The 15,144-nt window shown below is 62.0% G+C and carries 13 protein-coding genes; 9 read left to right on the top strand and 4 right to left on the bottom strand.

Going from position 1 to position 15,144, the window contains the following annotated elements; genetic code table 11:
• Positions 1-84: 84 nt before the first annotated feature.
• Genes ABIE28_RS16000 through ABIE28_RS15980 form a run of 5 tightly spaced genes read left to right on the top strand, consistent with a single transcriptional unit; the run spans position 85 to position 4,673 of the window.
• The gene (locus ABIE28_RS16000; RefSeq protein WP_354064637.1) at positions 85-1,116 is read left to right on the top strand and encodes an extracellular solute-binding protein; all 1,032 of its coding nucleotides are present in this window, start codon (positions 85-87) and stop codon (positions 1,114-1,116) included.
• Between the two features lie 32 nt (positions 1,117-1,148).
• Entirely contained in the window at positions 1,149-2,015 is an 867-nt protein-coding gene (locus ABIE28_RS15995) for an ABC transporter permease (protein ID WP_354064635.1), read from the top strand.
• Complete coding sequence (locus ABIE28_RS15990; RefSeq protein WP_354064633.1) at positions 2,012-2,803, top strand: ABC transporter permease; 792 nt, start codon at positions 2,012-2,014, stop codon at positions 2,801-2,803. Before ABIE28_RS15995 ends, ABIE28_RS15990 begins: the two co-directional genes overlap by 4 nt.
• A complete protein-coding gene (locus ABIE28_RS15985) occupies positions 2,803-3,903 on the top strand; it encodes an ABC transporter ATP-binding protein (RefSeq protein ID WP_354064631.1) in 1,101 nt (366 codons plus the stop codon). The genes ABIE28_RS15990 and ABIE28_RS15985 overlap by 1 nt, the downstream gene beginning before the upstream one ends.
• 11 nt (positions 3,904-3,914) lie before the next feature.
• Complete coding sequence (locus ABIE28_RS15980; protein WP_354064629.1) at positions 3,915-4,673, top strand: 5-formyltetrahydrofolate cyclo-ligase; 759 nt, start codon at positions 3,915-3,917, stop codon at positions 4,671-4,673.
• A 2-nt stretch (positions 4,674-4,675) separates the two neighbouring features.
• Here the strand turns inward: ABIE28_RS15980 and ABIE28_RS15975 are convergent, their stop codons facing one another.
• Positions 4,676-5,851: an amidohydrolase gene (locus ABIE28_RS15975; protein ID WP_354064627.1), complete on the bottom strand. Its 1,176-nt coding sequence runs from the start codon at positions 5,849-5,851 to the stop codon at positions 4,676-4,678.
• Between the two features lie 180 nt (positions 5,852-6,031).
• Between ABIE28_RS15975 and ABIE28_RS15970 the strand changes: the two genes are divergently transcribed.
• The 4 genes from ABIE28_RS15970 to ABIE28_RS15955 all read left to right on the top strand — a co-directional run bounded on the left by ABIE28_RS15970 (position 6,032) and on the right by ABIE28_RS15955 (position 11,048).
• Entirely contained in the window at positions 6,032-7,093 is a 1,062-nt protein-coding gene (locus ABIE28_RS15970; RefSeq protein WP_354064625.1) for an AraC family transcriptional regulator, read from the top strand.
• A 109-nt stretch (positions 7,094-7,202) separates the two neighbouring features.
• A complete protein-coding gene (locus ABIE28_RS15965; protein WP_354064624.1) occupies positions 7,203-9,182 on the top strand; it encodes a primary-amine oxidase in 1,980 nt (659 codons plus the stop codon).
• A gap of 34 nt (positions 9,183-9,216) precedes the next feature.
• Entirely contained in the window at positions 9,217-9,510 is a 294-nt protein-coding gene (locus tag ABIE28_RS15960) for a hypothetical protein (protein WP_354064622.1), read from the top strand.
• An 86-nt stretch (positions 9,511-9,596) separates the two neighbouring features.
• Positions 9,597-11,048: an APC family permease gene (locus tag ABIE28_RS15955; protein ID WP_354064620.1), complete on the top strand. Its 1,452-nt coding sequence runs from the start codon at positions 9,597-9,599 to the stop codon at positions 11,046-11,048.
• Positions 11,049-11,085: 37 nt separating this feature from the next.
• On the opposite strand, the gene ABIE28_RS15950 is transcribed toward ABIE28_RS15955, so the two are convergent.
• The 3 genes from ABIE28_RS15950 to ABIE28_RS15940 form a co-directional block, all read right to left on the bottom strand.
• Positions 11,086-12,474, bottom strand: a complete 1,389-nt coding sequence (locus ABIE28_RS15950; protein ID WP_354064618.1) for an amidase — start codon at positions 12,472-12,474, stop codon at positions 11,086-11,088.
• Positions 12,475-12,482: 8 nt separating this feature from the next.
• A complete protein-coding gene (locus tag ABIE28_RS15945; RefSeq protein WP_354064616.1) occupies positions 12,483-13,985 on the bottom strand; it encodes an aldehyde dehydrogenase family protein in 1,503 nt (500 codons plus the stop codon).
• A 107-nt stretch (positions 13,986-14,092) separates the two neighbouring features.
• Complete coding sequence (locus ABIE28_RS15940) at positions 14,093-15,139, bottom strand: AraC family transcriptional regulator (RefSeq protein WP_354064614.1); 1,047 nt, start codon at positions 15,137-15,139, stop codon at positions 14,093-14,095.
• Positions 15,140-15,144 lie beyond the last annotated feature (5 nt).

Genomic DNA, 15,144 nt, shown 5'->3' with positions numbered 1-15,144 from the left:
TTGTGCCATCCCTAGTCTCACTCAACGTGCCTTTGCGAGTGGGCACGGGACCAGCACGATAACAGTCAACACAACAGGGAATTCATGAAACGCTTTGCTTGTTACGCGGCAGTGACCGCAGTTAGCCTTTTCACGTGCCTACCCGCCTTCGCACAGGACTATTCCGGCCACACGCTGGTGGTCGGTACGTGGGGCGGTGACATTGAGCGTTTGCTCCGCGAACACGTTGCCGGCCCGCTTGAGGCCAGCACCGGCGCCAAGGTGGAATTCCTGCTCGGCGGCAGCGGCGACCGACTGTCCAAGATGGTTGCCGAACGCAACAACCCCACCATGGATGTGACCTTCCAGAACATTTATGAAGCCCCAGCCGCTCTCAAGGACGGTCTTGTGATGGCTCCCGATGCCTCCAAGGTCGCCAATGCGGCCGATGTCTGGCCCGGCATGAATGACGGCTGCTATGCAATGAGCCTTGTCGGTCTCGGCATTGCCTATAGCAAGGCACTGTTCCCCCAGCCGCCCGAATGGTCTGAGCTGTGGAACCCGGAATTCAAGGGCAAGATGGCCTATGCCCCATACCCAAGCTCGGAAGGCGACGGCATGCTCGCCGTGGCTGCCCGCATTGAGGGCGTCAATGAACACGATCCCGACGTGGCCTTTGCCAAGCTCGCCGAACTCGGTGCGCCTGCACTGACCTATAGCAGCCTCGACGAAGTTCTTTCGCTGATGGATGCCGGCGAAATCGCCGCTGCACCGATGATCTCGGGCTATGTCATTTCCAACCTCGAGAACTATGAGGGCATCGGCTTTGCCTTCCCCAAGGACCCAGGTCCGGTTCTCGTGCGCGACATGGTTTGCCAGGTTGCAAACAGCCCAGAGCCCGAACTGGCGCAGATGTTCATCAACCTTGCCCTCGGCGTTGAAAACCAGACCGCCTATGCCAAGGAGCTCAACTTCGGTCCGACCAATTCCAAGGTTGTCCTGACCGACGAAGAAGCCGCCCGCGTGATCAATACGCCTGAGGAAGTCGCAAGCCTTCTCCAGCTCGATTGGCCCTATGTGATCTCGCAGCGTTCCGACTGGACCGATCGCTGGAACAAGCAAATCCTCGGTCAGTAACAGACCTGGAAAGCACTTGAGGGGCTAGACCATTGAAGGAGACACCGGACATCAGGCCAATCACCACGGCCATGCTCGTTGCGCCAGCAGCGTGCTTGATGTTCGGTGTCTTCGTCCTGCCCTTCGCCTATCTGCTCGTCCTGAGCTTTTGGAGCCAGACCCCCGGCTCGCTCCGGATGGACACCAATCTCACCCTCGCCAATTACACCCGCATTGTCGGCGACAGCTATTATCTCGGCGGGCTGTGGACCACGCTGTGGCTCAGCGCCGTCGTGACCCTGATTTGTCTCATCCTTGCTTTGCCGCTGGCGCGCTGGATCGTGCTGCATGCCGGTCGCGCCAAGGGCCTGCTGATTGGCCTCTCGATCCTGCCACTGGTCTGCGGTGCTCTCCTGCCAACGCTGGGTCTCGTCAATCTCTTGAGCCCGCTGGGCTTTATCAATGGCGGCCTCAAGGCCATGGGCCTGATCCAGACCAGCCTGCCGCTGCTCGGCAACATAACCGGCGTCACCATCGGTCTCGTGCAGGCCTTCCTGCCCCTGATGCTGCTGCCGCTGATCACCACCATTGAACGCATTCCGGCGGACTATGAGAAAGCCGCCATGTCACTGGGCGCTCGCCGTACCGTTGTCTGGCGTCGTGTACTGCTACCGTTGATGATGCCTGGCATTGTCGCGGGCAGCCTGCTGGTTTTTTGTGCCTCGCTGACCGCCTTCGTCACGCCCCAGATTCTGGGGCAGGGCAAGGTCGTCACCTTCGCTTCGCTGGCCTATCAGCAGGCAGCGCTCGTGCTCGACTGGCCATTTGCCTCGGCGCTGGCCATGGTCATGCTGCTGTTCCTGCTGCTGGCCTGCGTGCTCGGCGCGCTGGTCATGCGCCGCCTCGGGAGGACTGTATGACCTCCCGCTTGAGCAAGACCCTGATGCTGGTCGCCGTCATTGCCATTCTGGCATTTCTGCTGGCGCCGATCCTCGTGCTGATCTTTTCGGCTTTCGATGGCGGCAACATCTTCCGCTTCCCGCCGCGCTCCTATTCGCTGCGCTGGTTCGAGGCCGCGTTCAACCATTCCGAATATCGCAGCAGCCTCTGGGTCAGCACGATACTCGGCCTGATCGCCACATTCATCGCCGTCACCCTCGCCAGCTTTGCCGCTTTTGGCCTGGTGCGTGGCCGACCGGCCTATCGGCTTGGCATGGAAGTTTTACTGCTGGCGCCGCTGACATTGCCGCTGGTTGTCTGGGCTATCGCGCTGCTGTCGATCTATGCCGAACTGGGCATGAACGGTACGCTGCCGGGGCTGATCCTGGCGCATGTGACCATCACCATCCCCTTCGCCGCGCGGATCATGATCGCCACTTTCGACGAGATCGATCCAAATCTGGAAGCGGCCGCCAAAAGCCTCGGGGCCTCGCCCTTCCACGTCATGCGCCGCGTGACGTTGCCACTGGCAATGCCGGGCCTGCTGTCCAGCACGGCAATCGCTTTCCTCGTGTCGTTCAACGACGTCGTGGTCACGACGCTGATCGCTGGTGCCGGCTGGATCACCTTCCCGGTCCGCACCTTCTCGCGGCTTCGCACCGAGGGCATCGACCCGACCACCATCGCCATCGGCGCGATGATCGTCGCCTTCACCATTGTGGTCATCGTCGTCGGCCAACGTCTCTTCCAGCTTTCAAGGCGGTTCTGATGACCGGATCTTCCTATCTTCGCATCCGTTCCGTCCGCAAAAGCTACAAGGCTTTCACCGCGCTGCACGACATTGACCTCGATGTTGAACAGGGCGCGTTTGTGGCGCTGCTTGGCCCCAGCGGCTGTGGCAAATCGACCTTGCTGCAGATCATGGCCGGGCTGATGCAGCCCGACCACGGCGAAATCCATCTCGCTGGCGCCAACATCACCGACCTGCCGCCCTGGAAGCGCAATATCGGCCTGGTGTTCCAGAACTACGCCCTGTTCCCCCATCTCAGCATCCGCCAGAACGTCCGCTTCGGCCTCGATATGCTGGGCATGAGCGGTCGCGAGGCCGAGGCGCGCGTCGATGAATCGCTGGACATGGTTGGCCTTGATCCATCCCTGAGCCGTCGCCCGAGCGAGCTGTCGGGTGGCCAGCAACAGCGCGTCGCCATCGCGCGCGCCATCGCCATTCGTCCGCGCCTACTGCTGCTCGATGAGCCGCTCTCCAACCTTGACGCCGTTCTTCGCCACAAGGTGCGGCTGGAACTGCGCCAACTGCATGATCGCACCGGCATCACCACCATCATGGTCACCCACGATCAGTCCGAGGCGCTGGCCACGGCAGACCGGATCGCCGTGATGGAAAGCGGTCGCATCCTGCAATATGAGACGCCCGAAACGCTCTATCGCAGCCCCGCCACCTCCTTCATCGCCGGCTTTGTCGGCAATCCACCCGCCAACCTGTTGCCTCTTTCGGCCAATGGTGCCGACAGTTGGACATTGGCGAATGGCGATGTCTGGCGTCCCATCGCTGCGTTGTCGCCTGCCGCCAATGGCGTCACGTCCGGCACCGCTTGCCTGATGGCCCTGCGCCCGGAAATGCTGACCCTGCGCGCCAGCGGCGACGGCGGCCTGCCTGCCAGAATCAGCGCTATCGAATTTATCGGCGGCGACCGTCTGGTCCATGTCGAAACCGGCGGCAGCCGCCTCACTGTACGCATGCCGACAGGCGACGCGGTGGCGGGCCCCCAAGTTCTTCTCTATCCGCCGGCAGAAACGCCATTGCTGTTTGATGCAAATAGCGGCCGCCGGCTCGATCCCAATACTCATTGACGGAGAGCGTAATGAATGACCGTGGTCGTTGGGCAGGGCGCAATCCTGCCAAGGATGAATTGCGCAATGCCATCTGGGACCAGCTGATCGCCGACGGCGTCGCCATCGGGCCGACCCGCAGCCATATCCCCAATTTCACCGGCGCCGATGTGGCCGCGTGGCATCTGGTGCAGATCCCGGCCTGGAAGACGGCCAAGGCGGTCAAGGTCAATCCGGATTCCGCGCAGTATTCGCTGCGCCTGCGGGCCCTTTATGAAGGCAAGACGCTCTACTGCCCGGTTCCCGAACTGGTGCAGAAGGCGCCCTATGTCCGCATCGATCCGGCAGTCCTGCGGGACAAGGGGATAACCTTTGAACTCGCTGCCAGCCATCAGGGGTATATGTATTACGGCGAACGCATCGAGTTCACCGACATCCCCGAACTCGACTTCTGCGTCTTCGGCTCGGTCGCGGTCACCCGTCAGGGCGCGCGCACCGGCAAGGGCGGCGGCTTTGCCGATCTCGAGGCGGGCCTGCTCAATGAACTGGGCCGCATCCGCCCAGATACCCCTTTGGTCACCAGCGTCCACTCCACCCAGCTTGTCGCCGACGACAACATCGTGATGATGGAATTCGACTGCTGGATGGACTACGTCGCCACCGAAAAAGAGCTGATCACCTCGACCAGCAACCACCCCCGCCCCAAGGGGATATCCTGGGAACACGTCCAGCCCGACCAGTTCGACTCCATGCCCTTCCTGCGCGAGCTTCATTCCAAGGTCGCGCAGTAGGTCTAGCGCTTCAGCAGGTCCAGGGCCGAATGGACGAACAGCTTTACCCCCATCGCGAGGGCATCTTCGTCGATGTCGAATGCCGCGTCGTGGTGGGGGGCGGTGATGCCCTTCTGGGCGTTGCCTGCGCCGAGCAGGATAAAGCAGGACGGTGCCTGCTGACCGAAGGCGGAGAAGTCTTCGCCGGGCATGATGGGGTCGGCTTCACCAACGCCGTCTGAGCCAAACAGGGCCGTTGCGACGGAGCGGACGGAAGCTGCTGTTTCGGCATCGTTCACGACGGCATCGTAGATGCGGGTATAAGTGTAGTCGCACGTCGCGCCATGGGCTGCGCAAATGCCGCTGGCAATCTCACCGATGCGGCGCTCGATCAGGTCGCGAACGTCGGTGCCGAAAGTATTTGTCCCGCCGCTGATGCTGGCCGTTGCCGGAACGACGCCAACCGACTGGCCGGCGTGAAACTGGGTGACGCCGACGACGGCGGTCGCTAGCGGGGACAGTTCTCGCGATACTAAATGCTGTAGATTGGTGACGATCTGTGCCCCGATTGCTATCGGATCGACGTTGGTATGCGGTGTGCCGATGTGCCCGCCGCGCCCTTTGACCTCGATACTGAAAATATCGCAGGCCGCCATCACCGGCCCCGAATTGATCTGCACCACGCCAAGCTCGAACGGCGCCCAGAGGTGGAGGCCGATGACTTTGTCCACGCCCTCCATGGCGCCACCGGCAATCATGCCAACCGCGCCGCCCGGTGGGGTCTCTTCGCCATTCTCGAAGAGGAAGCGCACTTCGCCCGCGATCTGGTCGCGCAGTTGATGCAGAACCTTTGCGGTGCCCAGCAAGATGGCGGTGTGGCCGTCATGGCCGCAGGCATGCATGACGCCGGGGTTCTGCGAGGCGAAGGGCAGGCCGGTCTGTTCGGTGATCGGCAGGGCGTCGAAATCGGCGCGGATGGCGATGGTCGGTCCGGGCTGTTTGCCGATCAGCCGCGCCACGACACTGGTGCCCGATGGTCGGCTGATCTCGAAGTCGCCGATCTGGCTGAGCGTGTCGAGAATGAACCGGGCGGTCTCGTGTTCCTCGAACGACAATTCGGGATGGGCATGCAGATGGCGGCGCCATGCGATGACCTGGTCCGCGACGCCATCGATAAAGGTGGCGATCTGGTCCGTCATGGCAACTCTCCTCCGTCGTGCCCGAAATTTGCGCGATGACAACGGAAATCGACCCCGCGTTCCAATAGTAAAATTGCTCATGACCGATGCCGAAATGGCATCGACTTGCGACGAATTGACATAAAGCCTTCATACTGTCCAAAGTGGTTCTCGGACGTCTAGGAGGGGCGGTTTACGGCAATGAGATCCAAGTCAGCAGCTACGACGCCGTGCGACCGTTCGATGATCCGCGCCTTCTTTCTAGAGCCGGTGGTGGGCGAACTGCGCCGGCTTGGCCTGCCCACCGAACAGGTGCTGGGCGAGCATGGTGTATCGCTCGATGCACTGGCCTCGCCCTATCGCTGGATGCCGCTGCGCACCCATATCGGGCTGTTCGAGGATGCGGCCAAAGTCACCTGCAATGATCTGGTCGGGCTTGATCTGGGCATGGGGTTTCACCAGCAGATGCTGGGGCCGTTTGCGGCTCTGCTGCAAAGCGCGCGGACGCTCGGCGATGCCTTCGAATATCTGCGCAGCTTCCAGCATGCCTGGCAGGCCAATACGACCTTCGTGGTCGAGCGTGGCGAGGAGCTGACCCATTTCCTCTATGTCATCAACGACCCCAAAATCTGGCCGCGCCGACAGGATGCCGAATTCACGCTGGCCGCCCAGGTGTCGATGATCCGCGAACTGGGCCTGCCGCGCTGGCATCCAGAAGCGGTCGAATTCGAACACCCGCTGCCCAAGGGTTGCGATCGGCTGACGGCGTTTTTTGGCGCGCCGGTGCGCGGTGGCATGCTGGGCAATCGCCTCACCGTTCGCACCGAGGATCTGGATCGGCCCCTGCGCCACGGCGGCGAGCATCTGCCGCGCGATTTCGCCAAGACCCTGTCGCGTCACCTGCTCGATCTGATGCACAGCGAAGACGATGACAGCGGCTCAGAGATTGCCGAAATCGTCGCCGCCTCGATTGATCGTCGTCTCGGACATTCGCTGATGACGATTGAAACGGTGGCGGGCGATCTCAACATGTCGACCCGCAGTCTGCGTCGCAAACTCGACGACGCCGGAACCTCGTTCCGGGCGATCCTGCAGGAGCGGCGGCACGCCAAGGCCGAGATGCTGTTGTCGAGCCAGACCATCCAGACGGCGGAACTGGCCGAGCGGCTGGGCTATTCCGATGCGGCGGTGTTTTCACGCGCCTTCAAGGAATGGACGGGCCTCTCGCCCAAGCAGTTTGCAGACAGCAGGGCAATCCATTAGCCCACCCGCGCAGCTTGGCCGGATTTGCAATAATCTTGGCCCTGTTTGCACTGTGACCCGCATCTAGCCCGGTCCACTCTCGGCGTTCAGTCGACGTTGAGAGTTATCCATGCAAGACCATCACTGCCACCCGGCTCGCGCCAGCGAAGTCCGCCATCCCCTCGATCCGCTGACCGTTGAAGAAATCGATCGCGCCTGTGGCCTCGTGCTTGCGCATGAGCAGGTTGGCGAACTGCCACGGTTTCCCTGGGTCGAGCTCAAGGAGCCGCCCAAGGCTGAAGTCGATGGTTTTGCCGAAGGCGCAGATTTCTCGCGCACGGCTTTCGTTCTGACACTGGACAATGCGACGGGGCTGGCTGCCGAAGTGCTGGTCGATCTGCGCGCCAATAGCATCATCTCCTGGCAGGCCAAGCCCACCGATCATGAAAACGGGCAGGCGCCGATCATTGTCGAGGACTTTTACCGTGCCGCTGCCATCGTCAAGGCCGACCCCGATTGGCGCGCGGCCATGGTTCGGCGTGGCCTGAGCGATGCGGATATCGAGCTTATTCAGGTCGATCCGATCTCGCCCGGCTACTTCGACTTCGAGCCCTATAAGGGCCGCCGCATTCTGCGCGCGGTGTCCTACTATCGCGCCTACGAAAAGGACAACGCCTATGCCCATCCCATCGAGGGCATCGTGGCCGTCGTTGATCTGATCGAGGGCAAGATCCTGTCGCTTGAAGACGACGGGCGCCTCGTGCCCATTCCGCGCGCGCAATACAATTATGATAGCGCCACGCTGACGCCGCGCACCGATCTCAAGCCGCTCGAAGTCATTCAGCCGGAAGGCCCCAGCTTTGAAGTCGATGGCTGGAGCGTCAAGTGGCAGGACTGGGAGTTCCGCATCAGCTTCACGCCACGCGAAGGCCTGGTGCTGAACCAGCTCGGCTTCCGCGATGACGGCAACCTGCGCTCGATCATCTATCGCGCCAGCATCACCGAAATGGCTGTGCCCTACGCTGATCCGAGCCCGCAGCACTTCGCCAAATGCGCGTTCGACGCGGGCGAATTCGGGCTCGGCAAACTGGCCAATCAGCTTGAACTGGGCTGCGACTGCCTCGGTCACATCCACTATTTCGACGTGCCGGCCGCCGACGATTTCGGCAAGTCGTTCGTGATGAAAAACGCCATCTGCATGCACGAGGAAGACTACGGCATTCTGTGGAAGCACAATGAATTCCGCAGCAATATCAGCGAGACCCGTCGGTCGCGTCGCCTGGTGATCAGCTTCTTCGCCACCGTCGGCAATTACGACTACGGCTTCTACTGGTACCTCTATCAGGACGGCACGGTGCAGCTTGAAGCCAAGCTGACCGGCATCGTGCAGACCTCGGCGTTGATGGATGGCGAGCGCTATAAATGGGGCGGCATGATCACCCCCGATCTGGGCGGGCCAAGCCACCAGCACTTCTTCAATGCGCGCATGCACATGGCCGTCGATGGCACGGGCAATAGCGTGACCGAGCACGAATACCGCCGCGTGCCCATGGGGCCAAAGAACCCCCATGGCAACGTCTTCGAGGTCAGCAGTGAACTGCTCGAGAACGAAGCCGATGCAGGCCGCGTGGCCGATGGCGCGACGGGGCGCTACTGGAAAGTGGTCAACCCCAACATCAAGAACGAAGTTGGCAATTCGCCCGGCTACAAGGTCGTGGTGATGCCGCAGCCGACCCTGCTCGCCGATGAAGGCTCATCGGTTTACAAGCGCGCCGGCTTTGCCAGCAAGCATATCTGGGTGACGCCCTATGCCCCCGAGGAGCGCTTCGCCAGCGGCGAATATCCCAACCAGCATGGCGGCGAATGCGGACTGCCGGTCTTCGTGCGGCAGAAGCGCGACATCGTGAACAAGGACATCGTGCTCTGGCACAGCTTTGGCCACACCCATGTCTGCAAGCCCGAGGACTTCCCGATCATGCCGGTGGAATATGCGGGGTTCACGCTCAAGCCGAACAACTTCTTTGCCGGTAGCCCGGCGATGAAAATTCCTGCCGCAACGCCGCACACCGGCGGCAAGGCAGGCGGGAAAGACGACAAATGCTGCTCGTAAATAGAGCGACGGCAATCGGGCAGGATGGCAGAAAATGATCTGCTGCCTGTCGATCTCGTTGATGGCCGGAAAGCTGCTGTTCTGGCTGTCAAAGTCCGAGGTTTGCAAAAGCAAATCGGCTCCTGCCTGCGCCAACGCAGGGGCCTCCCGGGGTGCGACGGCGCATGGCGGCTTGGTGCTGGAATTTGGTTCGGCGGCAGTGCTGCTGCTGACCTCTGCGGCGCTCATCGTGCAGGCCCTCAATCCGGGGGCGTTGGCGGGTCTCGAAGGTGCCGGTTGCATGGCGCTCAGCCTGATCGTGCCGGGGCACCTTCCGACAAGCAGTTGACGATGACATCCCGGCGGCGGTCTGAGGGGGCTGGCGCCGGACAATAAAAAGAACTCGTGGAGACCAGTTTTGGTAAGGGGCGTAGAATGAGCAAAAATATCGAAGCCGGGGCGGTTCGATCCGACCAGGCATTACAATCGGGCGTGCTGAATACCGGCGCCGTCGTGTTCATGGTGGTGGCCGTCAGCGCGCCGCTGGCCGTTGTGGTGGCGCTGCTGCCGATCGCCTTTGCCTATGGCAATGGCGCGGGCCTGCCGGGGGCGTTTTTGATCGCCGCACTGGCGCTGATGCTGTTCGCCATCGGCTATGTGAAGATCATCCCGTTCATCAAGAATGCGGGCGCCTTCTACGCCTATATCTCGGCAGGCTTGGGCAAAGAACTCGGCCTTGCTGCCGCGCTGCTATCAACCATGGCCTATTTTGCGCTCTGCGCGTCGACCGTCGCAGCGCTCGCCTTCTTTTGTCGCGATCTGTTCCTGACCATAACCGGGCTCGATACGCATTGGGCGCTGTGGGGTCTGCTGAGCGTCGTGGCCATTGGCTTTGTCGCCTATCGGCGCATTACCTCGGCGGCCGTTATTCTCGGCGTTATCCTGATCACCGAAGTGCTGATGATCCTGGCGCTCGATGTTGCGGTGCTGTTCCAGCTTGGCTGGCCGGCTTTCAATCTGGGTGACTTTTCCCCCAGTTCCGTCTTTGCACCCGGCCTCGGCATTGCGCTCGTTTATGCTTTTAACGGCATGGCCGGCATTGAAGGCACGGCCATTTATCAGGAAGAGGCCAAGGATCGGGCGAGGACAATTCCGCGCGCCACCTTCATCGCGGTGACCCTCGCCGGTGCTTTTTACATCCTGACGTCGTGGGCACTGTCGAGCTCGGTGGGCAGCGATCAGGTTTCGGCGATTGCCGGTGCCGATCCCGGGCACTTCGTCATCGGTCAGGCCGAGCGGTTCCTCGGCGGCTGGAGTGGCGGCATGTTCAGCGTGCTCGTCATCACCAGTGCCTTTGCCGCCTCGCTTGGCCTTTTCAACAACGCATCGCGCTATGTCTATGCCCTGGCGCGCGACGGGGTGATGCCCGAGCGTTTCGCCAAGACGCACAAGGTCTATAAATCCCCCAGCAGCGCCAGCGCTGTGCTGGCTGTGCTGTTGGCGGTAATCATTGCGGCGTCTGCCGCCAGTGGACTTGATCCCCTGCTCAACGTCTCGCCTGCCCTGATCGGCATTGGCTCGGTCAGCCTGATGGTCCTGATTGCTCTGACCGCCTTCAGCATCCCGGTGTTCTTCTGGCGGCGTGGCGAAAAGAGCTTTGCCAAGACCGTCGCGCCGGTGGCAGGCGGGCTGATCGTGGCCTTTGCCACCTTCATGGCCGTGACCAATTACTCGGCGCTGACCGGGGTGGAGTCGCCGATCATCAACAACCTGATCTGGGTCGTACCCGTGGTTGCGCTGATCGGGTTTGTCTATGCCATCACGCTGAAATCAAAGCGTCCGCAAATCTACGCCCAACTCGGCAAGGCGCGGGTCGAAGGCGCCTGACGATCAAATTTGAGTGGGCCGCCTCGGCGGCCCGCTCTCATAGATCGGGGTGGCTGCGATGAAATGCCGTGGCCTGCTGGAAGGCATGGACAGCGGCGAGCACTGAGGGTTCATCGAGACGCGCGGCCACCAGTTGCGCGGCATAGGGCAGGCCGTCCCGTGTCGTGCCGCAGGGGAAGGTAACGGTCGGCACGCCGCTCATCGAGAAGGGTGACGTAAAGCGGTGCAGGGCAAACATGGTGTCGTTGTCCATCGCTTCCACTTCGGTGAACTTGGGCGGCGCGCAGGGCATGGCGGGGACTGCGATGAGGTCCACCTGCTGCAAGATGCGGTCTAGCGCGCCGGCAAAATTCTGGCGATAGGTATAGGCCCGCTGCAGCGTCGAGGCGGGCATGCTGCGACCGTGCTCGATGGCCGTCGATAGCGGCAGCGAATAGGTCGAGCCGTGCAGGCGATGGCTGGTTTCGTGCACGAGCGCGACCTGTGCCGTGCAGATCTCATACCAATGTTGCACCAGGTCCTCATCGGGTGGCAGCTCGATATCGACGATCTCGGCACCGAGCGTACGGAACGTCTCGACAGTGCTTTCAAGCGCGGCCAGAACATCGGCGTCAACGCCATTGGCCAGCCAGTTACGCGGCATGCCGATCTTGAGTTTGCGTGGCACGGAGAGTTCGGCCACATAGTCCTGCACCGGTGCGAGCAGAGATGTCGGATCGGCGCTGTCCTCGCCGGCGATGACGCCGAGGAGCACGGCGATATCTTCGGCCGACCGCGCCATGACGCCGACATGGTCGAGAGAGCCGGCCAATTCAAAAACGCGATGACGGCTGACACGGCCCCAGGTCGGTTTTAGCCCGGTGACGCGATTGACGGCGCTGGGCATGCGGATCGAGCCGCCGGTATCGGACGCAATCGAGCCATAGCCAAGGCCCGCTGCCGTCGCGACACCGCTGCCGCCTGACGAAGCACCGCCCCAATATTGCCGGTTCCACGGATTGATGGGATGGCCATAAGGCGGCAGGTATTGCCCGAAGACCCCTTCGGCCACATTGACCTTGCCCAGAATGATCGCGCCGGCATTTTGCAGCCGGGTGACGATGGTGGAATTACCGTCGGCGATATGGGTGCGGCGGATCGGCATGCCGGCAGTTGTCGCCACGCCTTCGACGTCAAAGATATCCTTGAGCGTGATCGGGATGCCGTGCAGCGGCGGCAGGGTTGCGCCGCTGGCGCGCAGCGCGTCCGCGCGAGCGGCGGCCTCCAGCGCGAGATCGCTGGTTACGGTGATGAAGGCATTGGTCCGGTCCGCCAAAGCCGCGATCCGGTCCAGCGCATGCTGGGTGACCTCCACTGCACTGACCTCGCCTGTTGCCAGCTTGCTGGCGAGTTCGGTGAGGCTGAGATAGTGCAGTGGAACGGTCATTGGATGTCCTAGAAGTGGCGGTGGACCGAGGCCTTGACCTTGGTATGGGCCAGAACGGCGGTTTCGCTGAGATCGGCGCCAAGGCCGGAATTTTTCCAGCCGCCGAAGGGCAGGGCGACGTCGAGCGCATTGTGGACGTTGACCCAGACCGAGCCGGCTTCAAGGCCACGCGTCATGCGATTGACGCGTTCGAAATCATTGGTCCAGACGCTGGCGCCGAGGCCATATTCGGAGTTGTTGGCGAGGGCCAGGGCTTCCTCGTCAGTCTTGAAGGAAGCGGCCACCAGCACCGGTCCGAAAATCTCTTCGCGGACTGGCGACATGTCTGGCGTCACATCGGCCAGAACCGTTGGGCTGACGTAATAGCCGGGGTGATCAACCGCCGCTGCGCCATAGGCAAGACGGGCGCCTTCAGCCTGGCCGGCGGCGATGAAATTCTGGATACGCTCCTGCTGGGACCGCGTCACCACCGGACCCATTTGCGAAGACGCATCGAGCGGCGAACCGAGCCGGATCGACTTGGCGATCTGCACCACGCCGTCGAGCACTTCTTCATAGATGCTCTCGTGCACATAGAGGCGCGAACCGGCGCAGCAATTCTGGCCATGGTTGGAAAAGATCGCCCAGGCCGCATCGGGAATAGCGCGTTCAAGCGGCGCATCGGCAAACAGCAGGAAGGGCGACTTGCCGCCCAGTTCGAGGCTACAACGCTTGAGGCCAGAGGCGGCGTCCATCGCGATCTGGCGACCCACGGCGGTGGAGCCGGTGAAGGTCACCATATTGACGTCGGGATGGTTGACCAGCGCCGCGCCGATCTTGGCATTGCTGCTGGTAACGATATTGAGCACGCCTTCGGGAATGCCCGCTTCCAGCGCCAGTTCGGCAAAGCGCAGCGTGCTGAGCGGCGTCTGTGGGGCCGGCTTGAGCACGATGGAGCAGCCCGCGGCAAGGGCAGGGGCGATCTTCCAGACCGCGATGCCCAGCGCCACATTCCACGGCACGATGGCGGCAACGACGCCAATCGGTTCGCGGAAGGTGAAGCCGCTGAAATCGCCTTCGGGGAGATAGGGGATGGAGAGGCGCATGGTCTGCCCCTCGATCTTGGTCGACCAGCCCGCCATGTAGCGCAGGAAATGGGCGGAATAGCCGACGTCGACGCCCCGTGTATTGCCCAGCAGGCGGCCCGAGCAGACGGTCTCAATCTGCGAGAGTTCGGTTTCGTGCTTTTCGACCAGATCGGCCAGCCGCAGCATGCACAATTCACGCTCGTTCGGCCGCATCCGCGCCCATGGACCAGAGAGAGCCGCACGGGCGGCTTTAACGGCCGTATCGATATCGTCCGTGGTCGCTTCAGCGGCGTGGCCGATGACGGCGCCCGAGGTCGGATCGGTCAGCGCATAGCTGTCTTTGGTCGGCTTGGTCTTGCCCCCGATATGAAGGCCATGCCGCTTGCCAAGAAATGCGGTGGCCTCGGCACCAAGTTGGGAAAGATCGTTCTCAAGCCGCAGCATAGCGTCGTTCTCCTATCCTATTGGCATCAGTGTCGGGCATCCCGCGACACCGAGACAGGCGCTTGGGAGAACGAGTTAGCCCAGCAGTGCAGAAATCGGCATCTGGTTCACCGCGTTGAACTTTTCAGCATTTCCGACGGCAACAGGCCGAAGCTTTCGCGGAAGTCGCGGGCGAATTTGCTGAGGTGATAAAAGCCATAATGGGTGGCGATATCCGTGACGGTGCGCTCGACGCCACTACAGGCCAAAATCTCGTCGCGCGCGGCTTCAAGCTTGAGCGATTTCAGCAGCGACAGCGGCGTGGTATCGCGGAAACGGCGGAACCCGGCATGCAGCGAACGGCGGCTGACCCCGGCGACACGCACCAGATCTTCGATGCCAATGTCGTCGGTCAGATGCGCCCGCATGAAGTCTTCGGCGCGGCGGATATAATAGGGCGCGGCACAACTGCGGCCCTCGCCGAGGCGGCCAGCCAGATTGTTGGGCAGGCCCAAGATCAGCGACACCAGCGTCGCCTGGAACGAGCGCTGTACCATCGGCTGGGTGAACATGCCATCGCAGCTATCCAGCGCCTGGCAGATCGAGCCCAGTGTGCTGAGCAGCAGGCGCGGGGCCGGCGAGGTGTTGATGGTATCGGTATCGAACTGCAGCTTTTCATTGCCCAGTTCGTGCAGTTCCGAATTGGCCGCGTGCAGCAGAACCGACATCGGCACCTGCAGGGTCAACTGCTGGTAGTCCGGCGACATGCTGGCGGTCAGCGGCTTGCGCGGCTCGGCCAGAAAGATCATGCCAGGCCTGATCGTGTAGCTCCCGCGGCCCTGAGACACTTCGGCCGAACCGCTCAGCGGGATTTTCAGCAGGATATTGCTCTCGAGCTTGGGCGCGAGAACTTCAACGCCTTCGGCATCGGACTGATAGGCGATGAAGTGAAGGCTCAGCTGGTGCACGCCGGCGCTATTGTGCAGCAGGCGGAGCTTCTTGCCGCGACCGCGAAGGCCAAGTTCGTGCGGCGCCAGGATATTGCCCAGATAGGTGCGCGCCTCATCAAGCGAGCACGCCTGAATGGGGGAGCGCGTGGCAAACAGAGAACCGGTAAACGCACCAAGCGCGACTGGGGTAACCCGTTCAGCATCGATCGTTACGGCTACGGTCATGGTCC

The organism is Devosia sp. 2618, assembly GCF_040546815.1.
Classification (GTDB): Bacteria; Pseudomonadota; Alphaproteobacteria; order Rhizobiales; family Devosiaceae; genus Devosia.
Note: the sequence above shows the minus strand (reverse complement) of the source record. Positions and strands in the feature narration are given on the sequence as shown.

Bases quoted from the DNA above. Each gene is read 5' to 3' on its own strand.
- ABIE28_RS16000 (WP_354064637.1), top strand. From the start codon at position 85: ATGAAACGCTTTGCTTGTTACGCGGCAGTGACCGCAGTTAGCCTTTTC.
- ABIE28_RS15990 (WP_354064633.1), top strand. From the start codon at position 2,012: ATGACCTCCCGCTTGAGCAAGACCCTGATGCTGGTCGCCGTCATTGCC.
- ABIE28_RS15985 (WP_354064631.1), top strand. From the start codon at position 2,803: ATGACCGGATCTTCCTATCTTCGCATCCGTTCCGTCCGCAAAAGCTAC.
- ABIE28_RS15980 (WP_354064629.1), top strand. From the start codon at position 3,915: ATGAATGACCGTGGTCGTTGGGCAGGGCGCAATCCTGCCAAGGATGAA.
- ABIE28_RS15975 (WP_354064627.1), bottom strand. From the start codon at position 5,851: ATGACGGACCAGATCGCCACCTTTATCGATGGCGTCGCGGACCAGGTC.
- ABIE28_RS15970 (WP_354064625.1), top strand. From the start codon at position 6,032: ATGAGATCCAAGTCAGCAGCTACGACGCCGTGCGACCGTTCGATGATC.
- ABIE28_RS15965 (WP_354064624.1), top strand. From the start codon at position 7,203: ATGCAAGACCATCACTGCCACCCGGCTCGCGCCAGCGAAGTCCGCCAT.
- ABIE28_RS15960 (WP_354064622.1), top strand. From the start codon at position 9,217: ATGATCTGCTGCCTGTCGATCTCGTTGATGGCCGGAAAGCTGCTGTTC.
- ABIE28_RS15955 (WP_354064620.1), top strand. From the start codon at position 9,597: ATGAGCAAAAATATCGAAGCCGGGGCGGTTCGATCCGACCAGGCATTA.
- ABIE28_RS15950 (WP_354064618.1), bottom strand. From the start codon at position 12,474: ATGACCGTTCCACTGCACTATCTCAGCCTCACCGAACTCGCCAGCAAG.
- ABIE28_RS15945 (WP_354064616.1), bottom strand. From the start codon at position 13,985: ATGCTGCGGCTTGAGAACGATCTTTCCCAACTTGGTGCCGAGGCCACC.
- ABIE28_RS15940 (WP_354064614.1), bottom strand. From the start codon at position 15,139: ATGACCGTAGCCGTAACGATCGATGCTGAACGGGTTACCCCAGTCGCG.